Origin of the sequence: Pseudomonas sp. NFACC37-1, from assembly GCF_900101575.1 — a bacterium.
Taxonomy (GTDB): Bacteria; Pseudomonadota; Gammaproteobacteria; order Pseudomonadales; family Pseudomonadaceae; genus Aquipseudomonas; species Aquipseudomonas fluorescens_AA.
Genome location: NZ_FMUZ01000009.1, coordinates 12,680 through 34,144 on the forward strand (window position 1 = coordinate 12,680; position 21,465 = coordinate 34,144).

Consider the following 21,465-nt stretch of genomic DNA (forward strand, 5'->3'; position numbering starts at 1 on the left):
GTTGAGTCCAGTTTCAGGGCATCTGTTGACGATGGCAAACCGTCATTACACGCTCATATCGCGCATTTCTATGCACGTGAATGAACGTTACAGACCACTCAAATTCCTGATATGAAGCTAGTTCAGATAATCGAGTTGCGCGATATCGCGCATTAAATATTTATAATCTTATGAATTTCATGATTTTATTTTTGATTTTCGGTGCTCAGTTGTGCTGACTGTACTCGGCGTACTCAGTGTGCTCGTCGTGCTGCTGGGTGTAGGGTGTGGGAAGAGGGGCATGGCTCGGTGGGGGTAGCATCCTTTTTCGCACCTTAGGGCACGATCGCCTTCATCTATAGCGGACCTTGGAAGTCGTAGAGTGGAAGCCCTATTGCGCACTTCAGCTCATATAGGCTCTTATCCGCACAACACGGATGGAGACTTTCATGTACCTCGCTGAGCTGACTATTAAGAATTTCCGCAAGCTACGTGACGCCAAGCTGAAATTTCAGCCTGGGTTGAATGTGCTGGTAGGTCCAAACAATGTTGGCAAAAGCGCTGTAGTGGATGCGCTTCGGACCCTTCTCGCAGGTCATGACGAACCGTATCCCCGCCTTGATGTCGCCGACCGGCACCGTCCGCTTGAAGGCGAGCCGGCTGGCGACATTTCCTTCCATTTTGTCTTTCGTGATTTAAGCCACGATGATGAAGCAGACTTTATCGCTGCGCTCAAGCCTGCAGCTGATAAGACCATGGAAGTCCATATCCATGTCCGCTATACCGACGCAGATCAGACAGGACGCTTCAGGGTAAAACGTTGGTGTGGCGATCATCAGGACGTGGCCCTTACCTCAGACATGATGGAAAACCTCAGGGGCGTTTATCTCCAACCCCTGCGGGATGCCGCTCAGGGACTTCGACCCAGCCGCAACAGCCAGCTGGCACGCCTGCTTCACATGCTCACGGATGAACCAGGCCGTGACGCGATTAACCAAGCATTGAAGGAACTGGACGAAAAGCTCCAACAGACCGAAGCGATCCAGCACACCCATACCGCGATTTCGTCCCGACACGGCCTGATGATGGGCGATCAATTGGCACAGACACTCTCTGTTGGGCTTAGCGCGACGGACTTTCAGCGATTATCTGCTCGGCTTTCCCTCACGGCTCAAGCAATGGAAATTGAGCAGAATGGCCTGGGTTTCAACAACCTGATTTTCATGGCGGTAGTGCTAAGCGAGCTGGCCAAGAATCCGGACGCCGCGTATCGCAGCTTGATTGTTGAAGAGCCGGAAGCCCATTTGCATCCTCAGCTGCAGCGCGTGTTGTTGCGCTACCTCGCAGGCGTGCCAACGAGCGAAGGTGAAAAGGCGGTGCAGCTGTTCGTCACCAGTCACTCCCCCAATTTTGCCAGCAACTCTAAGCTCGAATCCCTGGTGTGTTTGGTTGAGAACGATGCCGGCGTAGAGACCTTCTTCCCGCGCGACATCAAGTTCGGTAAGGGCAAACGCGAAAAGCTGGAGCGCTATCTGGACGTGACCCGAGCCGAACTTTTTTTTGCTCGCCGGGTAATATTCGTGGAAGGCGCCGCCGAGCTCATGCTCGTCGATGCTCTGGCCACGCTCATGGGGCTGGACCTGCGAGAGTTCGGGGTCAGCCTGATCAGTGTCGAAGGACTCAATTTCGATTCTTTCCTACCCTTGTTCGGTGAAAACGGACTTCGGATCCCGGTTGCCGTCGTAACAGACGCCGATCCTTTCGAGGAGGAAGAGGCCAACGAGCTTGCGGAAGGTGCGCTGGATGCAGGTGACATCGAAGACATTCTTGCCGAGGCTGCGTATCTCGAAGAAACGGATGCCCCTGTCGCCGATGGTCCTGACGCGGATGATCCGTTAGCTGAGCCTGCCAAGAAAAAGAAGAAGCTAAAACGGAAAGAAGTCTACCCGTCGCTGGGAGACGAAGTGAGGCTATCGAGCAACACCGTCAAGATGAAGAAATCGGAAGACGCTTTCGTCAAAGTGTTCCACGGTTTGAAAACGCTGGAATACGACCTTGCATTGCTTGAGGCGAACCGCGACTCGATGCTCAAGGCCTTGGCTGACCCTCATCCGATCATTTCGGCAGCGCTACGCAAGATTGTCGATGCTCAGCCAGACAACACCGCGAAGGCAAAGGCGCTGTTTTGTGGCATGTTCGAGCGTAAAGCGAGTAGCGGTAATCTGCAAAAGGGGCGGTTTGCCCAGGCTTTGGCTGAACAGATTGCTAGCACGCCAAAGTGCGAAGTACCTGACTATCTCCGCAAAGCGATTGAGCATGTCTGCCAGGGAGCGATCAAACCATGAAGCTCTCCGATGAGCAGAAGGACATAATCAACGCGCCTCTAGGACCTATCGCAGTCACGGCCTGCGCAGGTAGCGGCAAGACGGCAACAGCGATCAGGCGTCTGATTGCCGTCCGGCAAAAAATGGAAAATAGTCGGGGTCGGGTTGTCCTTTTGTCTTTCTCTAATGTTGCGGTCAATACCTTCAACAAAGGCTATGCCCAGCTCGCTTCAGACCTTCCAGACGACGCTAACCGCAAGCGCGTAGAGGTGGACACGCTCGACGGTTTCTTCACCCAGCATGTGCTGCGTCCCCACGCTTACCGGACAATGTCCTCAGACCAAGCCGCGTACCTCGTGTCCGGTACAGAGCCGTTCCTGGCCAACTTTAGGTACTGGCCTGAGGAAGGACGTCCGACCCCCATCAAAGACGTCAAAGTGGGCCTGGAGCATGGGAACTTCTACTTCTTCACCGGTACTCACGATGATTTGGTGAAACTCGATACCGCTAAGGCATTAGATGCGATCAGGCGTCTGGGCCGCATTGGGGCCTACACGCACGAGCTTGGCCGGTATTGGGTGTACCGTACGTTGATCGGGCAACCAGCAGTATTGCGAGCGCTTGCCGCCCGCTACCCGCAGATTTTGGTCGATGAGTCCCAGGATCTGGGCACCTTGCATCAGGCTATTTTGGAATTGCTCATCAAGGCTGGAGTTCAAGTCTCGCTCATCGGTGACGTAAACCAGGGCATTTACGGCTTCGCAGGAGCTGACGGTTCATTCCTGAGCACCTATTACAACCGTGCGGGGGTGAATGACTACAAGCTCTCGCGCAATTATCGTTCACTGCCTCCAATCATCAGCATCGCTAATTCACTCTGTGGCCGCGAGGATGAGGCCGATCGGGAGCCTGAAAACGGGGGGGCGTACTTCGTCGGATACAAGGACTCCGAGCTTCCTAAGCTTTTTGAATCGTTCAAAGCGCAAATTGATGACTTGGGCATGCAATATCAAGATGCGGTGATCCTCAGCCGGGGGACTGACCGGGCGGCAGTGCTATCCGGCAAAGCTGCTCCCCCAGGTCAAGGTACGGTCGCTCTTTTCACCAAAGCAGCATTGGTCCGAGACCAGCAAGGCCGCTATCAAGATTGCTTCAAGCTTGTGTGCCGAGCGGTGGAGGGTTTGATGGATAAGCCACCGCATGGCCTCAGTACTCACCTTCAGGGTGCCCCGCAGGATGCATGGATGTTTGGGCTTAGACGACTGCTGTGGGGTTTCATCCGCGACGCTGAGGCCGGGCTACCTTCATCTACGCTTTTGGCTAAAACCGAGTGGCATCCCCAATTACTGACCAATCTCAAAAAGCTTCTTTCGACCACCGAAGGGCAATTTGGGTTGAAGGCTGCAGACAAGCTGGGCAACAAGCTGGCTAAAACCGGGTTGTTGGACCTTCCCCTAACTGGTGCGGTAGAGGAGAAAGATCGGAGCCCCGGGATTAGAGTGGAAACCATCCACCAAGTGAAGGGCGAGTCTATCGGTGCGGTTCTGTACGTAACCAAAAGGCCGAATGTTGACGCCTTGCTTGCCGGTACCCTTACGGAGGAAGGTCGCATCGGCTATGTCGCCGTGACCAGAGCGCGGAACCTGTTCTGGCTGGCCGTGCCACATACTTGCTTGAAAGCACTTCGCCCGAGTCTGGTTGCCGCTGGTTTTGAAGAGTTTCCTGCCAGCAAGTAGCCCAGAATCAAGCGGTATTGCTCAGATGGGCATCAAGGCACGCTTGCAGGTTCAGGGAATGTATGGAAAGGGCTGAAAAGTGAAAGGCATGTAAATGGCCCCTAGTTTGCTGGGCATACCTCAAGTTTAGCTTTTTTACCAACATATCTAGTTTTTGATAGCAGATGGCCCGTCCTGCTAGCTACGATGACTTTCAGTTATCTGGATTGGGGGCCGTATGGAGCAAACCGAAATTGAGCCGCTTTTGGCGACGGTATACGCGGTTCTCCGCGCAGAGGGTGCTGATGAGGCGGCGGAGGTAGTCCGCGGTCATCCTGCGAATGCGGAACTGACAGGCAACGACAACTGGAATGGCGGCACCAACTATTGGGAAGTCCACTTCATCATTCCTGCTTTGGAGTACGCCAAGCTCGGGGTCAAACGGGTCCAGCTCCAGGAAAGGATCACAACCGCGCTAAGGACGGTAACTGAGCACGAGCAAAGCGACGCGTACTCGGCGCTGATCGTGCCTGCACGTGAGTATCAGGTGGATTGGCGTTCCGGGAAGTCTTCCAACCTACCGAAATCGGTGCGGCAAAACATCACGGATGGGCTACGTCTAGAGAACGTAAAGTGGTATGGGGAGCTCAATGATGTTGAGTTTCTGAGTCGCCTGTATGAGCTCGAAACCCTTCCTTCCACGGACAATCGCTACAAAGACGCCGTCGGCGACATTTGGCAACATCGCTACAACAACGATGACTGGGAGGATGACTGGGTCTTCAGCGACCCCCGATTCAACCTCTTCGATGGGAGCGCTGAGGCATTTCTCCGGTTTCTCTGCGAAACGGTGCACCCCGTAGTTCGCCCCCAACGAGGAGAAGCGATTAAGCTCGTTGAGCATTTCAACGATCAACTCCAGAACGCCGGCTGGGAGTTGTACCAGGAGCAGCAAATCGCCGGCCGCCCGCGCTTTTCCTACCGGTTGATAAGCAGCGCTTCGACAGAAGCGAACGCAACCAGGTCGGTCATGCGAGCGAGAGTTGTTGTCGAAGCGCTGAGCGCCGGATGGATGGCGAAGCAAATTGAACGTCTGGAATATGCAGTCGATTCGGACCCCGAATTGGCGATCGGGACAGCCAAAGAACTGGTGGAAAGCTGCTGCAAATCCATTCTCACGAAACGAGAAATTCCGTTCACCAAGGCCGATGACCTAGGCAATCTGACAAAGAAGGTTACCAAAGCATTGCAGTTGGTTCCCGACGGAGTCAGTGAAGCAGCTAAGGGCGCTGAAAACATCAAGAATATCCTCCGCAACCTCACTCAGTTGACCAGCAATCTCACGCAGTTGAGGGGTTTGTACGGTACCGGACATGGCAAGGACGGCCAACATCGCGGGCTGCAGCCCAGGCATGCTCGGCTTGCGGTTGCCGCAGCAGTGGCATTTATCGATTTCGTGTCGGAAACGCATCGATACCGAGAAGCTTCCGAGCAGGAGAGGTGAAGAGCTTGGCAGAGCAGTCGTTTGATGGGCCCGAAGGGCATTAGCCCTGATCTGCTTGCTTCCATGTTAACGCCAACGCTGAATTGACCCACGTGCTGACCTGCGATTAACCCACCCTCAAGTCAACACAAATCCAGTAAAAGTAGTGGTTATCGAGGAGTCTGCCCGGGTCAGTGATATCTCGGCAACTGGGTCAATTTGGCGCTAACGCCAATACTATGGGCGCTTGGACGCAAAAACTGGCTCTTCGCAGGGTCGTTGCGCAGCGGAAAACGGGCTGCGGCAATTATGAGCCTGATTCAGTAGGCACGCCTGAACGGGCATGACCCGTATGGCTATCTCAAGGATGTGCTTACGCGGTTGCCGACACAGAGGGCCAGTGAAATTGGACAGTTGCTGCCGCACCAGTGGGTAGCTCCATCGCATTGATCTAATGTGCGGATTCCACGGGCATCCGGCCACCCACAAGGCAGGCAGCAACGCAGGATTAATTCACTACCATCGACCTCTTTTATCGAAGCAGAGAGGTCGTCGTGGAGCGGTTATCCATGCGTAAAATTAAGGAAGTGCTACGTCTCAAGTTTGAGGTCGGCCCATCTGCTCGCCAGATCGCTGTCAGCTTGCAGGTGGGTCGCGCAACTATCGGTGAGTACCTCAATCGCTTTGCTGCCAGCGGGCTGACTTGGCCGTGTGCGGCGAGCGAGGCGCAGTTGCAGCAGCGTCTTTTTCCGCCACCACCCGACGTCCCCAGCGATCAACGTCCGATGCCGGACTGGACTCATGTCCACGCAGAGTTGCGCCGCCCCGGCGTAACCCTGGCCCTGCTTTGGCAAGAATATCGACTCGCCCATCCGCAAGGCTTCCAATACAGCTGGTTCTGCGAGCACTACCGGCTCTGGGCCGCCAAGGTCGACGTGGTCATGCGTCAGGAACATCGTGCAGGTGAAAAGCTGTTCGTCGACTATGCCGGCCAAACGGTGCCAGTCATCGACCGGCAGACCGGCGAAATCCGCCAAACGCAGATCTTCGTCGCCGTGCTGGGCGCCTCCAGCTACACCTTCGCCGAGGCCACCTGGTCGCAGAAACTGCCCGACTGGCTGGGCACGTCGAGGTCGACGGCCATTACTACTCGGTGCCGTATCAGCTGGTGAAGCACCAACTCGAAGTGCGGCTCACCGCGCAAACCGTGGAGTGCTTCCACGCCAACCAACGCGTGGCCAGCCATCTGCGCTCGCAGCATAAAGGCCGCTACACGACCCAAACCGAGCACATGCCCAAGAGCCATCGCGAACACGCCGAATGGACGCCGCAACGGCTGATCCGCTGGGCAGAGCAGACAGGCCCGAATACGGCCGGCGTCATCGCCTACATCCTCGAACGCCGAATCCACCCGCAGCACGGCTTCCGCGCCTGCCTGGGCATCCTGCGCTGGGCAAGCAGCACGGCGAAGAGCGGCTGGAAGCCGCTTGCCAACGTGCGCTGGCCCTAGGCGCATGCAGTTACAAGAGCCTCGAATCGATCCTGCGCCAAGGCTTGGAGCGGCTACCGCTGGCCCAGTAAAACCTGCCGTTACTGCCCGAAGAACATATCAATCTGCGCGGCCCTGGCTACTACCACTGACTGAAAAAGGAGCACGAGGCATGCTGCCTAACCCGACCCTCGACAAGCTGCAAATCCTACGCCTGCACGGCATGATCAAGGCGCTTGGCGAACAACACGCAACCCCCGACATCAACGATCTCAGCTTCGACGAACGCCTCGGCCTGATGGTCGACCGCGAGCTGACCGAGCGCGAAGACGCACGCCTGACTACTCGCCTCAAGGCCGCACGACTGCGCCATAACGCCTGCCTGGAAGACATCGACTACCGCAGCCCGCGCGGCCTGGACAAATCTCTGATCCTGCAACTGGGTGGCGGCCAGTGGCTGCGCGACGGCCTGAACCTGATCATCGGCGGCCCAACTGGCGTAGGCAAAACCTGGCTCGCCTGCGCACTGGCTCATAAGGCCTGCCGCGACGGTTACAGCGTGCGTTATCTGCGCTTGCCGCGCTTGATGGAAGAACTAGGCCTGGCCCACGGCGACGGCCGCTTCGCGAAACTGATGGCGGGTTATGCCAAGACCGACTTGCTGATCCTGGACGACTGGGGCTTGGCGCCGTTTACCGCTGCGCAACGGCGCGACATGCTTGAACTGCTGGACGACCGTTACAGCAACCGCTCGACGCTGGTGACCAGCCAAATGCCGGTGGACAAATGGCATGCGCTGATCGGCGATCCAACCTTGGGCGATGCGATCCTCGACCGGCTGGTGCACAACGCTTATCGGATCGAACTGAAGGGCGAATCGATGCGCAGACGCGCAACGAAATTGACGGCGACAGAGACTTCAGACTAACAATGCAAACCTGCGTCGCTGCGCTCCGACTGCCCGGCCGGATGAGCGTGGAATAGGTGGCCGGATGGCGTGGAATGCGCAATCTAATGGGCGTAACCCACTAGATTTCCCATTTTTTCCCCTGTCGTTGGCTAGATTTTCTTAACCGCGCCAAGATTTTCTTAAAATGTGCGCCGAACACTCAGAAAATATTAACCGAAAATGGCCGCGCAACCACTATTTTTGGGTTTTCCGCTTATCGGCGGTAAGCGTCCCGCAATCACACCTTGCCGCTTTGCGCTTTGCGGTTGCCGCAGCAGTGGCATTTATCGATTTCGTATCGGAAACGCATCGATACCGAGAAGCTTCCGAGCCGCAGAGGTAAAGAGCTTGGCAGATCAGTTGTTTGATAGACCCGATGGGCATAATGTCAACCGGCTCGCTTCCAGCCAGGCGCTTCTAGATACCCCTATCAACAAGCTGCGGGTTGGCGCCCGCTGTGGCCGAGAAAAACTTAACGCAGTGTCCGAAATTAGTTGACCACTACACACTCTCCGTTTTCACAAAACTAGAAATCGTAAAAAAGATGACCCGGAAAATTGAAAAGCATATTGAATCTATCGCCGAAGAACTGCGGGGTGGCGAGCTGGATTTGTCGCGGAACCAAAAGACCTTGAAATTCTACGTAAGGGAGATCCACAGACAATTATCTGGATGGCTGGCTAAACAAGGCTTCGCAGAAGACAAGCGCCGTTACGAGTTGAGTTGGGCGCTTAGCGTTGTGGGACTCATCGGAGTAATTCTTGCAGTCACTCGTTCGGCAGATAGTGACTCAGATTGGATACGAGAGCATACCGTGGCATTTCGCCTGTGGGCCGTCGTTTTTTGTACGATTTTTATATGTGTGTCACTTGAACGCTCAGCTGTTTTTCGATCTTTGTTTAGCTTCGCAAGTACCAAATTTCTCGTCTCAGTAATTCTGTCCGGCGTAGTTGTGTACTCGCGCGGAAAAGCTGCGGGGTATGTCAACGGCGTCTTCCATGTCGACGCCTCTGCTTTCCCCATTACCATGGCGTTCACGACTGGGCTGTTGGTAATTAAGCTTGTTTTGCCGTTTGTTCTATTCACTGCCCTGGTGCTATCGATTGTCCATATTTTCGTCAGTGCAGGTTGGGTAAAAGGCAAACTGAAGGGCGAGGCCGATTATTTTCCGCCACTCTCCTCCGTGCTTTCCGTTTTCGTTTCGGGCGTTATTCTTTACTTTGGTTGGGGGTGGTCGCATGATCAAATTGCCGACTCCAGAGTGCCTGAGAAGGTTTACTTGATGGCTCACGCGCTGGACTTCAACTATTCACACGAGTGCAGCAACGTCGCACTCAACACACCAGTGGTGTTTTTAGGCTCCACTCAAGAAGCGGTGTTGGTTGCGCCGTATAAGCTGAGAGCTTTCGACTTTGCTGATTTTTTTGAAAAGACAGCCGAGATACCGACCAGGTTCATGCGAGTGCGGTGTGAATATAAGCCCGTACCTGCTACCGACGAACAGTATCAAGACTGGATATTCGGAGACAGCACTCTAGTAAATTGACCCCGCTTTTGGCTCTAATCACCTGCTCAACAAGACGTTGTGAGGTGCGAAACTCTTTAAGATTTCTTAGAGGTGGCATGGGCTAAATGGAAGAATCATATCGAGGCAGCTAGAAGTGCTCAGGCTCAGTCAAGGTATTTTTCGTCCGCATTCGTCAACTCGGTGATCAACACCACTAAATACAAAGTCAGGACAGTCATCAGTCAATTCCGACCTTGATCTTTCCCCTGGCCGGAGAATCGGCCATGTTCACCATGATCCTTTCCCAGATGACACGCCAGTCGACAGTTCAACCCACGTCTGGTTGATGACCATTGGCCTTGTTGCCTACTACATCCCTCGTTGATGATTCACAGCCCGGCGGCTGACCAGCCGTCGGGCTGTGAAATGTACATAAAAGCCTTGTCGTCCCTGGGTACGACAGTTTTAATTCTCTAAATTCAGCGTGGCTGTTCGGAATAAAGATTGACGCAAAATAATAAAGTCAGGCACGCGCTATTAAAGCCTTGCACAACTCGTAAGCCAATGTATCAAAAGGGGTTTTCTTTTTTATGGGCTAGGCCGTTCGTCAGGGACAGCCGCGTCATTTTTTAGCAGGGGTGGTCTGGAAGGCCCTTCGACATGGGGGCTTGGTAGCCAGTGTTTTCCTAGAACTATTCTCTTGCTGAATGAAGGGAGCGGTCCGGACGGACTGACGAGGAGGAAGGGGGCGTGGTCGTAGGTTTGCTTCAAATCAGGATATCGAACGGCACATCGCCAATGGTTTTGGAGCAGGCACCGGAGCTGACTATGTGCCTTGGTTGCGTGTTCAGGATGTCCCTTCGATGGGGCGTTCCTGGAAAATCCAAGGCGTTAAGATTGATCGAATTCATCACCTCCTCTCCGGCCTCGAACGAGCGTACTTTCTAGTCTGTGAGTTTTCAGAGAACGTCGTAGATACTCGCGAGCAGTATCCCCTGCTGCCGTTGGAAAGCACCCAGGCGATCGCCAGAGCTATCGGTGTTCGGCACCCAAAGTAAAAATCCACCTCTGTTCCGCTGGTAATGACCACTGACTTTCTGCTAACTGTTAAGCTGCCAAACGGAGACCTTAAGACGGTTGCTAGGACAATCAAATATCAACAAGACCTCCAAGGCAAAGACCGTGCTCGCACTTTGGAGAAGTTAGAGGTTGAGAGGTAATTCTGGATAAGCCAGGGCGTAGATGGGGCATTATAACGGAGGAGCTGTTTACGCCCGACTTGATCCAAAACCTTGCATTCCTTCGCAAACATGAAAAATTGCCTCGCGCCCTGATGGATGTCTCGCTGCATTCGGAATTTATCGAGGGTCTTGAGTCCATAAAGGTTTGCCCCTGGTCAACCTCAGGGAGTTTGAGAAGGATTGGCAACCGATTATCTATATCGTATAGCGAGGCTCGCGACATTTTCTTTATTTGACCTGGCGAAAAATAATTTTAACCGAAACCGCCAATATCTTGCTAAGTCCCTGATTTTATTTCTCGACTTTGACGGTGTACTTAATCCTAATGAAGTTTACCTGGCCAGAAAGGCCCACGACTGTACGCTCGGGGTAGCTGTGATGGCGATATTGGGGAGGCAATACTGGTGGGATATCCACTTGAGATCGATGCCCAGGTCTTTTAGGGCGGGATATCAACTATTGCATGGTGATAACGCCCAGTGGAAACATCGGCCACTGGGCCGTTAGCAAGAACCCAAAAGTGTGCAAAGCCTACATCTAGGCTAGCGCATTATTAAGATCCCTCGCGTTCCTCCACAAATGCAGGCCCTACATCACTATTGCCTGGTATTATCGTGTATTTCCCCTCTGTAAAGTCTTTGGCGTCGAGCATGATCGCCCGGTATCCGATAGCAACTGGCTTGGGAAGAACCTGGGTCAGTGTTACGCCAGTGCTTGATGATCTAGTAACTGAACCTGTTATGCCAGGTGCGTTTGGTATGGCCATCTGGCTCAATGCGGCTATTTCTTGAGCTTCAATTGCGATTCGTTCATTCAGGTCACTTATGCTCTGCTGTCTTGCTTCTTCAACTTTATTGTTCTCTGGAACCTCCGCTTTCAGGCCTGCCAGGCTGTCCCTCAATTTACTTAGTTTCTCAGATCTTTCGATGAGAGACAGGGCAGTGGCGGATAGTTGACCGGAGTATGAGTCCGAGGCTGAGATTGATACGTCAATAACACGAGCGTAGTAAACATCAGTGATCAAGGCGAGGGCTGTGGAAATACTAACTTCACTTCCTCCGGCGTTATTGTTAGAGTTTTTAATAAGCAATATTAAGTTTTTGATGTCGGCAGCCTTAGTACTGTCTGCTGGATTTGTGTCGTAGGTGCCCACGAATTTTCGGTAGATGTCCGTGCTTTGGGTAGTGATTGATTCGGCAACTGGTACTGAGACGGTGACATAATATTGATCTTTTCTGCCTCCTCCAAATAGCGCGCCGACTCCTCCTGTAATTACATTTGCTCCAAGTTTTGATTCAGATAGAGATGCAAATGTAAACGCCGGAAATGATACGGTTCTGCCAATTGCGAAGTCAGTTTGGCCGTCCAAGTCGCAGCCAGTATGTGAGAGTTTGAAGTCAGGCGGTGACCATGGGGTAATATCATTGTCCTTTAATTTGTATGTTGTGGTGGTGGGCATTCGTGGTCTTTTTTTCATCTCCTTGTAAAGATCGCACACATTAAGAGAGGCAAGATAGACAGGAGGGATTTTGTAGAATCTAGTTGGGATTTTCTTTGATGCTAAATTTCCTGCACTATGGGCAGGAACTAAGTAGATATCTCCAGGAAACACATCTTCCCTTAGGGGGTAAAATGGGTGCACGCCCATTTGGGATACGTTTGTAGCCCATTGCATAGCAACAGCGCCTGGTTCGAGTGACTTGCTTGGGCAGCCAGCTATGAGCATAGCGCCAACAGCTATAACCACGGCTTTGCTTAGTGGTTCAATATTTCGTTTCATCTCTTTCATGATGTCTATCCCTGATTGTTGGCAATGTGCCATTAATCGGTATAGACATAGATTTCAAGATTTGAAAGTTGCGATGGTTAGGTGAGCTGATGATGGCTTGAGGTGGTATCAAAACGGATACCACTGGAGGCCGGGTAGAGGCCACCTTCTGCGTGGTCTGGCGGTTCTTTAGAAGGACAAGTACCTTGAGGTTCTGGGCCACGATCTGCTTGGCAAGAGAACGCGCAATGAGCGTCTTGCCGCTACCTGAGAACCCCGCGATCAGACTCCGATCAGTGTCGAGGCACAAGGCCACCTGATTCGCCTGTCCGTCTGGTCGAAGCCACAGCTCGCCGTCCGCAACGATCTTGCGGCCAAAGAGACCCTTCCCGTATTTCCCGCGGCCAGACAGCGTCGAGGAATTGATCGACTTCACGGCTGAAATTGGCCTGGTTGCCGTAGTCAGTGCAGACTTCCAGTGCGCCATCAATTGTATGATGCGCGTGGGCACGTCTCGACGATGCTTCTGCAGGGTCAGAATACCGTCGGACAGGCCGGTCGAGCGGCACATATGCGCTGGTGATCTGCGAGCTTTCGAGATCGAAGTCTGGAAAGTGCACTGCGTAACCGACTGGGCACTTCAGCTGCCACGACTGCAGCATCTCGACAAGGACGAAAGTGTTATCCCTGACCTGATTTAGGGGGCGATTTCGTATCCGTCACATTCGTGAATGAGTCGAACGCCCGAAGGCTTGTATTGCCCCGACTAGTCTCGATGCAAAGCATGCCCAACTCCGCATGCAGGGTCACGAAGTCCACCTCGCCAGACAGATGCTTCCTGTCCAAGGAGACCTGCAGGTACTCCTGCAGCTCCTGCGAGTACACCCGTTCGGTCCTACCTCGCAGCAAAGACAGCGAATGGATGATTGTGAATCCATCACCGAGTGCCGCAAGCTTCTGAATGAGGGTGAACTCGCCTTTGCTGCGGAATTCCGCGTGGTCGAGTGTTGGAAAAAACCTAGCCATGGCCGGAAGGAACGCTCTTTCAGCTTAAGTATTTAGTACGCTGCAGACTTTTGGGCATAGTAGCCTCAAACGTCCCGGATTGAGCCTTTGGACTGGCTACTGCCTTGAGGTACTTGGATTTGGCTACCATAGAGGCATAGTGACGCCCCAGATGCGATCTAGCGTCGCGAGCCTGAGCCTTGGGGGGGGCTGCGAAGCGAAGTCGTGCTCGGCTTCGCGTAAGCGGCCCTAGGCGCTGTTTTCACGCTCTACCGATATCTGTAGCTCACCACATGTCCCCACAGCAAGCCGCGCTTTCGGCCATTAGTGGGCAGCGTGAGTCGGGCGTCCAGAATAGGATTCTATAATCGCTCTATAATAGCTATAAGGTTCATCCTAGAGCGGTCCAACTGCCTGTAAGCGTTAACAACAAGCCCGATTGCGCTTCATGCTGCTAATGCTACCCGAGGCATAGTGGCGGACTGCACGAAAGTCTGTCGATTTTGAATGCGCCTTAATGGCGGTGCTTGGTGCGAATGACCGGCGGTGTTCATGCGAATCCTCATTCAACAGAACCGGGAAGAAACGGCCATTCATAAGGAGACTGCCTCTTCTCCTAAGTGCAACCGTCAATGCCAGTTGGTCGCTATCACCGCATTCAGTTGCTGCGCTGATCTGTAGTCAAGCTGCCCTCACTTCCGTCCTTCACTCCAAAAGACTCACCAAGCTTTTGAATCACCCAACCGAGCAGCGGGGGGAACGGCCTCAATGAGTTAGCCATTTAGGCCCCTTGGGAGATGCGTATCTCCTGTACAAATCACATGCTCGGCTGTCGAGACTTCAGCTAACGTGAAAGCAGTGCTGTGTAAGTGTAAGCGCAACGGCAGCGGCATACTGCTTGCCTGAGTCTGTCTGGCCCACCGAGGGTTGCTATTTTCACGGAGGAAACATGTTCAACGTTGGCCGCTTCGTCCCGCTTGGACTGGCTCTGGCCCTTGCTGGGTGCATGCCTAATACCCCATACCGAACTCTCCGGGACTTACCCCCCGACGCCAATGGCGTCATTAACAAGGATCGGCCGAGGGTCATTCCTGCGCCTGTGCTATCCCCATCAAGGGAGTGCGGCGGCAGTCTTGAGGAGAAACGGTGCGTCCAGTTCGTGGAGTTCGATGAGTTTGGTAACCCCGAGAGCCGCAATCAGCTCGATGAGGCTCTTACTGCGGCGGAGGCGGTAGCGAGATGTGGGGGGCTGGTGACGGTCTACGTTCATGGCTGGCACCACAGCGCAGCGCCTGATGACTCTGACATTAAGAACTTCAAAACCCTGGTATTCGATTCGGCGGGCGGTAAGCCTGGCCTCGGGATCTACGTTGCATGGCGTGGGGATTCGATCAATTCAGACTCGGTGCTTGGGATGGTTCCCAGCTATTTGGGCACCTTCTGGGACCGCAAGAGCACTGCACATAACATCGGCAACGGTGGCGGGGTTACGGAGCTGCTGCGATCACTCTCTGACATTCGCACCGGTCATCAGACATCACGCTTCCTCGTGATTGGGCATAGCTTCGGCGGTGCAATTGTTTACTCCTCCCTGTCCGATGGCATAGCTGAGAATCTCCGGCGCGACGCGCAGGACAGCAAAGATTACTCCCCGATCGCTGATCTGGTGGTACTCATCAATCCCGCCTTCGAGGCCATGCGGCTCCGGCCGCTCTACGGTTATGCCCGGAACTACCAATATCCTGTCACTCAGCCGCAGAGGTTAATAATCGTCACCTCAGAAGCGGACTCGGCCACCGGGTTCTGGTTTAAGGTGGGCCGCCGGCTAGGAACCCTGACTCAGGCATACCCCGAAGGGTCATACGTGGAGCAGGATTCAACAGCCGTTGGGCATTATGATCCCTACATCACCCACAAGCTAACGGCGGTGAAAAGCTGCCCGTCGCCGGACCAGCTTCTAGGGCCTGCGGGTAGCAGCGGACGGCCGCAGAGCATGTGCATCGAGGACGAGAACAACAAGTTGCTTCTTACCCGTTGCGACCAGAACGGAAAATGCGATCTCGATGGGGTACAGCATTACCTCAACCTCGGAAAACCTGGTTCGAATATTCCCCACAATTTCCCGATCTACAACATCCGGACTACAAAGGATGTGATACCCAGCCACGTCAGTATCTGGAAGCCGCCGATGAAGTTGGTGCTGGAATCCTTGCTCGTGAAGGTCCAGGATCCCTCGTCGATGCCAATTGTCTCTTCAGGATGTGCTGCGCCAGCCAGTGCCGGAGCGCCGTAAGAGTGCCCCATGGGGAGAGTCCACCCCGACCTCTTGTACGATCTGGCGGCAACTGACTCCTGAGCGACGGGCCAGTTCCACGGACTCCCGTTTGAACTCGGGCTGTATTTCTTGCGCTTGGACATGATCACTCCTTAAGCTCGATGTGAGCTTACTCGGTATCCGTCCGGCAAAGTCATCTAGGCCGCCCTGCAAAACTATCGTATCCGTACGGCGTTGTTCAAGATGCATCAGCATGGCTATGGGGGAGCGACGTGGGGAGTCGGCAACTAGGTCAATTCCGCATTGGCGATAACTGGCGTCGTTGACTGTCGGCAACTGGTGTATCTTTCGATCACTATGCTACTGCAGGTGGATCGTAGCGATTTTTTGACAGTATGTTGGTTTGAGACCAGCTCAAGGAATATATTATGAGTGTAGATGACACGTTGTTCGAAGAAATAATGCGGTCTATGAAACTTTCCCGAAACTTGCTAGCTGCAAGAGTAAATGATGCGGAAGATATCAGTAAAGCGCTAACTTATAAGCTTTCCCATCATTTCGACCCGGAAAATGATATGGAGGAAGGCTTAAGCGACCTTCTCGAGTTTATCGCTGACCATACCAAAAAATCGCTCATAGAAGTCTTAGGAGAAGCGTATGATCGACAAGCATTTGAGCTAGCCATTAAAGGTGTTCCTGGGTTTGAGGAAAAAGTAAAACTGGGACTGAGGGCAAAAAATAGCGTCGTAGAACTCAAGGAATATATGGATGATAATGACGTTGGAGATGAAGCAAAAGAGTTCGCAGCTCTGTGTATAAATGCATTTACAGATATTAATTCAATGCTTTTGGAGCAGGACGTTGTCCCGCTGATCAAGAGAGGGATTTATTCTGAAGACTTGGCTGATGCGATATCTGTATGGGAAATGTCAGCAGTTGAAAAAGCCACCGATGAGAGTTTCTGGCAGGCCGAGCTGGAAGCCCGCAAAGGCATACTGGAAAGGCTTCTTGGAGGGTTTGCAGTGTTTTTGCAACGTGAGTTTCACGTTGGCAGCACCAACAGCGAAGGCGCTGGCAGCAAACGTGCCGACTTTGCGTTGGTGGATAGCATTAATAACAATATATCCTTGATAGAGATCAAAACCCCTAGCACCAAACTTCTAGGTACTGAATATAGAAGCACGTATCCCTTTTCAAGTGAAATGTCTGGAACGATCAGCCAAGTGTTGAATCAAAGAAATGAATTGACCTTAAACTTCTTCGGCAAATCATACAGCAGCCCAAAAGCGTTTGAGGTTTTTGCTCCAAAATGTTTCATAATTGCAGGGACTCTCAAAAGTTTAGGCGAGGACAAGATAAAGCTCAAAGCTTTTGAAATGCAAAGGCAGGCGGTTGCCTCGCACGTGACAATTGTGACGTTTGACGAGCTCTATCATCAGTTCTCCATGTTCAATCAGATATGACCGTCAAAGGAAAAACTCTCCTGTTTTAAGTTGAGTAGAAAGCTTTACGCGATCTAGTAGGCAGACTCGAGGTCTGGGTCATAAAAGGGTTCAACGGCCCTTTCACGAAATCTGGCTAACTTATTCTCAGTTTTAAGCGATCTTTTAAGCCTTTAGTGTCGAAATCTTCTGGGGGAGCGCTAGGGTTCTGGTTCCCCAAAAATTTGCTGGTCTCTATCAACAAGGTGCCTTACAGCTGCTTTTGATAGTTTTTTCTTGACGAAATCGGTCTGTTTTTCTTTCTGGCGTTTAGAGAGGCGCTCCATGCCTTCGGTAATTCGAGAAGACACCCTATCCAAATGAGAAACCAAATCCTCTGGTAACTCTGAAGGCGCCACTCTAGCAGTGTTAGTAACACTTAGCTTAAGATCTGACCAAGAGTCCGGCTGGTTGCTTAGATTCTCCATATTGAACATAGATCCATACAGGATAAATGGTCCTAGCTTAGCCATGACTACGTGGCGTCCCAAAATTGGTAGCATACCGATGTATGGTATATCAAATATCCCCTGAACAATGGTATGTCTTAGGTGGGTGCGGCTTAAAGCTTTGGAAGATTTAATTGTAGAGTCTGAAAAGTCATCATCTAAAATTAGATATATATTAAATGGGTCGACACTTTTCCGCTCTTTTAGGAGATACTCACGCCAAGACTTTTCCGCCTCATGGAAGTAACTAAAATTCAGAGTTGGTGGGTGCTCTAAAAGAGTATATTTCAGTATCCGCCAAGTTATAGAAACCATTAAATCGTATGTGCTGGGGCTTAAAATTACAGGGTGAGCAGGCGCATCGAAGTAGGGACGGTACGTTTCTATTGCGAATTCGTCTTCCCAGACACCAAAACGATCCTCACATTTTTCGCATAGTAGTGGAAACGAAATCGTATCCTGAATCACCTGATTGGGATTCGATGCTTCTCTGAACGAAAATCCTCCGCAGTCTCTGGCGATTCTGGTCGACACAAACCTTGGTATAATATGGCTTTCTTCCCCCGTGGGGTGTAACCCACACAGATAGCAGACCGTTGTTACTGTGTTTGACATGCTCCCCCCTTCGTCCTTGATATCTATTCGGTATGAACATCATAAACGGAATCAAGATGTTATGATCTAGACTTATGGTCAAAGTTTCTGCTCTGCCAAACGCAAAAAAATACGCGACCAACTGCCTCAAATAGCCGTGCAAGCTTTCTGGTCCATCCTCCTTTGACATAGAAATATGATTCTAAAGGCCGCTCTGGTCTTTTTCCGATGAGACGTAGGTCAGCGTTAGGTCGTCAACTGGGCCAGTTCTGCATCAACGGCAGTGCCCAGAGCTGACACAGACGTGCATCAGTTATAGTTGCGACAGCTTTAATTCTCAAGCGCGTTGGTATCTGCAGGCTTCTTGGGAGGTTGCGACAGTTTTGCGCGATTCTTGTGACGGCTGGAGGCCGCGAGTTTTGGGGGCTGGCTAAGACAGCTTTAATTCTCAAAATTCACTGTGTTTTAGAGAATTAAAACTGTCGGAAGCGGCCGGGGATCAAACCCTCGGTTTGCTTCCGATCAGTGATTTCTCGCACGATCAAGCTTCCCTCAGAGGCTGGATGTTGGGACCCGTTTTAGCTCTTACCCGAGCCCCTCTTTGCCCGCTTGATCGCACTTTGCTCTACAGCGTCGAGCGCTTTCAGGAGGGCACATCTAGGAGGGCACTCGTTGTAGCCGGAAAGAATCAAGGAGCGCGCTTTACTCAATCCCCGCAATTGCCCACGAAGAGTCGGATACCTGGCGCGACGATCTCCATAGTAGAGGTTGGTAAGGGTACTACTGGACTCTCCCGAGTGCTCAATTGCGGACCAGTCATCCAATGTGGAAATCCAGATGCTCAGCTTATTGTGCGCTGGCATCGAAAGCTCGGACCATGCTAGGCCCTTGAGGATCTCGCCCAGCTTTTGGTGCTGCTTCACTGTCATCGACTTCTCGGGCCGCCAATCAGATGCAAAGCCCGGGCGCCCACCATAAGCAATAGCGCCTGCTCTACGTCCATAGGAGGCGTCGGGCCTAGCGCGATAGCGCTTTCCACTCGCAACTCGCATTGGACTCAAGAACTGGGAGTAATAGCTGCCTGACAATGAACTCCAATCAACACCGGGCAAAGGCGGCAGCTGTTTGACGATGCTCGCAACCCTGTTTTGCAGATTGGCATCAGCCGTCACGAGAATAGGAATACTACTCCCTGGAAGGTACAAGCCTTCCCAGTCAGGCTTGGTCGTTTTGAGCCCCTGAGCGGCAATCCACTCTTCACGCTTGGCTTGGTTCATATCAAAGCGACCTGGGTACGGCTCATCTAGCGCAAGCCAGTTACCTGAGTCAGCCTCAACCCACAGACTCAAATGATCCTGCCCAGGCAGTTCCTGAAGAAAAGAAACACGCTTCTTGTCAGCTATCTTCCTCATTGGACGAAGGCCTGTTTCCGCGCAAAACTGCAGCTCACGAACTGCATCCATGATCCTTTTCTGGGCACGCTCCTGCGATGTTGCGTTGGATCTAGCACGAAGATGATCGGCGCTCTCTAACTCGAAACCTCCCAGCAACCAGTAACTGCGTGCTTTCAGTGAGGGAAGGAAGTTGAGCGTGGACTGAGGTAGTTGAACCTCAACGGTGCAGCGGCCAGAAACAGGCTGGGCCTCACGATCATACCAATAAACCGTGAGATACAACGACTGGAGAGGTTCACGCGGCTTGATCAACGCAAGCTGACGCTTTGCGTGCTTGTGATTTTGAAAACCTGCGATTTGTGCAGCTTGGTCAAGCGCCAAAGTATGTTTGATGCCACGGTCGCGGCGGATTGCTTTAGCGAGACGAGAAATACCAGTGATGGTACTAGGAGGGGTATACGACTGATCCATGATTCTGCTCCACGTCCTTTTTGAAGCGTCACCCGTCTCCGCTAAAAGGACCGATGGATTAAGAATCTAACCGGTCAAGGCGATACAAACAGTGCCGTTTCCGGCTGAAAATGACGGGTGTCATGCGCCTGTCGAGCACGTAAATAGGCTATCAGAACTTAAACTGCGGCGACAAGCCCTGAGAAGTTTGAGTAGTCCTTGTGCGAAGGGGCTTTCTTTCAAGGGTGTCCCACTCGCTGCTTTGGAGGGTCACTACACTGAGGCGCTCGGCTCTGTGCATCGGTCGTCCAGATCGGCGTCCATGCTTGATCTAAAAATACGACATCGTTCGGTCGCAAAGCCGCGTCAAAGCTGACTGCGACAGATTTAATTCGCTAGGGCTTGTGCCTGTCGCGCCGATTTTGCCTTTTGCGACAGCTTTACACTTTCTCACGACATGGCTACAGGTCGCGAAAAACGGGACCTCTCAGCGACAGCTTTAATTCTCTAAATCCAGTGCACACCGGCGATCAGAAGTTCCTGCGTGGTGCCGATGCGTACCCGCAGGCATCGACCAGAGCCAGATCGGCTGCCCCTCGCGTAGACGGGGCAGCGCCTGGCGGATACCGCCGATCAAGTTGCTGCATGATTACCTCTGCTCATACCGCACAGCTTCATGGCGTATCATTGCCCCAGCACTCTCCGCCACAGGATCCCCATGGCCACTCCCAATTCCGGGTTGCGCAGCCAACAAGCCGAAGAAACCCGCGCACGCATCCTCAAGGCCGCCACCAAAGTATTCAGCCAGGACGGCTACTCGGGCGGGCGCATCGAAAAAATCTCGCGGCTGGCGAAATCCAACGACCGCATGATTTATTACTACTTCAAGAGCAAGGAGCAGTTGTTCATCCGCGTGCTGGAGGGCATCTACGCCGACTTCAACGAAGCCGAGAGCCGCCAGCGCTTCGACCTCGAACAGCCGATCGCGGCGGTGCAGCAACTGCTTGGGTTCGTGTGGGACTACTACGGGCGCCATCCCGAATTCATTAGCATCCTCAACAGCGAAAACCTGCACAAAGGCAAGCACTCGCGCAAATCGCCCCACCTTTTGGTGCTGTCAGGCGCGGCGCTCAATACCCTGGCGCCGATCATCCAGGCGGGGCAAGCGAAGGGGGTGTTTCGGGCCGACGTGGACGTGCTCCATACTTACCTGCTGATTGCCTCGCTGTGCTACTTCTACAACTCCAACCTGCACACCCTGGGTGCCTTCCTGGGTGTCGATCTGGACAGCAAAAGCGCCCGCGACCGCTGGCTGGACTACGCCCGCGACCAAGTACTGCGCGGGCTGGCCGTTGGCTGACA

The 21,465-nt window shown here is 52.9% G+C and carries 12 protein-coding genes and 3 pseudogenes; 11 read left to right on the plus strand and 4 right to left on the minus strand.

The window, feature by feature from the left end; all coding sequences use genetic code 11:
• Nucleotides 1-428: 428 nt before the first annotated feature.
• The 8 genes and pseudogenes from BLP82_RS12525 to BLP82_RS31385 form a co-directional block, all read left to right on the plus strand.
• The gene (locus BLP82_RS12525; protein WP_092168066.1) at nt 429-2,324 is read left to right on the plus strand and encodes an ATP-dependent nuclease; all 1,896 of its coding nucleotides are present in this window, start codon (nt 429-431) and stop codon (nt 2,322-2,324) included.
• A complete protein-coding gene (locus BLP82_RS12530) occupies nt 2,321-4,039 on the plus strand; it encodes a UvrD-helicase domain-containing protein (protein ID WP_092168071.1) in 1,719 nt (572 codons plus the stop codon). The genes BLP82_RS12525 and BLP82_RS12530 overlap by 4 nt, the downstream gene beginning before the upstream one ends.
• Before the next feature lie 217 nt (nt 4,040-4,256).
• Nucleotides 4,257-5,522, plus strand: coding sequence for an abortive infection family protein (locus BLP82_RS12535; RefSeq protein WP_092168076.1), 1,266 nt, complete (start codon nt 4,257-4,259; stop codon nt 5,520-5,522).
• 219 nt (nt 5,523-5,741) lie between these two features.
• A pseudogene (locus BLP82_RS12540) lies at nt 5,742-5,951 on the plus strand (transposase domain-containing protein); the annotation flags it as partial.
• 119 nt (nt 5,952-6,070) lie between these two features.
• Nucleotides 6,071-7,082: pseudogene (locus BLP82_RS12545) on the plus strand (hypothetical protein).
• Between the two features lie 80 nt (nt 7,083-7,162).
• The gene (istB, locus tag BLP82_RS12550) at nt 7,163-7,918 is read left to right on the plus strand and encodes an IS21-like element ISPsy14 family helper ATPase IstB (RefSeq protein WP_092168081.1); all 756 of its coding nucleotides are present in this window, start codon (nt 7,163-7,165) and stop codon (nt 7,916-7,918) included.
• A 478-nt stretch (nt 7,919-8,396) separates the two neighbouring features.
• Complete coding sequence (locus BLP82_RS12555; protein ID WP_256576592.1) at nt 8,397-9,485, plus strand: hypothetical protein; 1,089 nt, start codon at nt 8,397-8,399, stop codon at nt 9,483-9,485.
• An 824-nt stretch (nt 9,486-10,309) separates the two neighbouring features.
• A pseudogene (locus BLP82_RS31385) lies at nt 10,310-10,940 on the plus strand (TnsA endonuclease N-terminal domain-containing protein); the annotation flags it as partial.
• A gap of 300 nt (nt 10,941-11,240) precedes the next feature.
• Here the strand turns inward: BLP82_RS31385 and BLP82_RS30450 are convergent.
• Together BLP82_RS30450 and BLP82_RS12565 are read right to left on the minus strand one after the other, a co-directional pair.
• Nucleotides 11,241-12,476, minus strand: coding sequence for a hypothetical protein (locus BLP82_RS30450; protein ID WP_139197847.1), 1,236 nt, complete (start codon nt 12,474-12,476; stop codon nt 11,241-11,243).
• The gene (locus BLP82_RS12565) at nt 12,451-12,966 is read right to left on the minus strand and encodes an ATP-binding protein (RefSeq protein WP_170842303.1); all 516 of its coding nucleotides are present in this window, start codon (nt 12,964-12,966) and stop codon (nt 12,451-12,453) included. The genes BLP82_RS30450 and BLP82_RS12565 overlap by 26 nt, the downstream gene beginning before the upstream one ends.
• Before the next feature lie 1,443 nt (nt 12,967-14,409).
• On the opposite strand from BLP82_RS12565, the gene BLP82_RS12575 reads away from it, so the two are divergent.
• Both BLP82_RS12575 and BLP82_RS12580 read left to right on the plus strand, forming a co-directional pair.
• Nucleotides 14,410-15,753 carry a hypothetical protein gene (locus BLP82_RS12575; RefSeq protein WP_092168091.1) on the plus strand — a complete coding sequence of 448 codons (1,344 nt, stop codon included), beginning with the start codon at nt 14,410-14,412 and terminating at the stop codon, nt 15,751-15,753.
• Between the two features lie 410 nt (nt 15,754-16,163).
• Entirely contained in the window at nt 16,164-17,198 is a 1,035-nt protein-coding gene (locus BLP82_RS12580; RefSeq protein WP_092168095.1) for a Shedu immune nuclease family protein, read from the plus strand.
• Between the two features lie 179 nt (nt 17,199-17,377).
• On the opposite strand, the gene BLP82_RS30455 is transcribed toward BLP82_RS12580, so the two are convergent.
• Nucleotides 17,378-18,280 carry a hypothetical protein gene (locus BLP82_RS30455; RefSeq protein WP_139197848.1) on the minus strand — a complete coding sequence of 301 codons (903 nt, stop codon included), beginning with the start codon at nt 18,278-18,280 and terminating at the stop codon, nt 17,378-17,380.
• Between the two features lie 557 nt (nt 18,281-18,837).
• Complete coding sequence (locus BLP82_RS12585; RefSeq protein ID WP_092168100.1) at nt 18,838-20,124, minus strand: DUF5623 domain-containing protein; 1,287 nt, start codon at nt 20,122-20,124, stop codon at nt 18,838-18,840.
• A gap of 697 nt (nt 20,125-20,821) precedes the next feature.
• Here BLP82_RS12585 and BLP82_RS12590 point away from each other — a divergent pair.
• The gene (locus BLP82_RS12590; protein WP_092168103.1) at nt 20,822-21,463 is read left to right on the plus strand and encodes a TetR/AcrR family transcriptional regulator; all 642 of its coding nucleotides are present in this window, start codon (nt 20,822-20,824) and stop codon (nt 21,461-21,463) included.
• The last annotated feature ends 2 nt before the right edge of the window (nt 21,464-21,465 follow it).

What these genes read in the sequence shown, in the direction of transcription:
- BLP82_RS12525 (WP_092168066.1), top strand. Translation starts at nt 429, where the DNA reads ATGTACCTCGCTGAGCTGACTATTAAGAATTTCCGCAAGCTACGTGAC.
- BLP82_RS12530 (WP_092168071.1), top strand. Translation starts at nt 2,321, where the DNA reads ATGAAGCTCTCCGATGAGCAGAAGGACATAATCAACGCGCCTCTAGGA.
- BLP82_RS12535 (WP_092168076.1), top strand. Translation starts at nt 4,257, where the DNA reads ATGGAGCAAACCGAAATTGAGCCGCTTTTGGCGACGGTATACGCGGTT.
- istB (WP_092168081.1), top strand. Translation starts at nt 7,163, where the DNA reads ATGCTGCCTAACCCGACCCTCGACAAGCTGCAAATCCTACGCCTGCAC.
- BLP82_RS30450 (WP_139197847.1), bottom strand. Translation starts at nt 12,476, where the DNA reads ATGAAAGAGATGAAACGAAATATTGAACCACTAAGCAAAGCCGTGGTT.
- BLP82_RS12575 (WP_092168091.1), top strand. Translation starts at nt 14,410, where the DNA reads ATGTTCAACGTTGGCCGCTTCGTCCCGCTTGGACTGGCTCTGGCCCTT.
- BLP82_RS12580 (WP_092168095.1), top strand. Translation starts at nt 16,164, where the DNA reads ATGAGTGTAGATGACACGTTGTTCGAAGAAATAATGCGGTCTATGAAA.
- BLP82_RS30455 (WP_139197848.1), bottom strand. Translation starts at nt 18,280, where the DNA reads ATGTCAAACACAGTAACAACGGTCTGCTATCTGTGTGGGTTACACCCC.
- BLP82_RS12585 (WP_092168100.1), bottom strand. Translation starts at nt 20,124, where the DNA reads ATGGATCAGTCGTATACCCCTCCTAGTACCATCACTGGTATTTCTCGT.
- BLP82_RS12590 (WP_092168103.1), top strand. Translation starts at nt 20,822, where the DNA reads ATGGCCACTCCCAATTCCGGGTTGCGCAGCCAACAAGCCGAAGAAACC.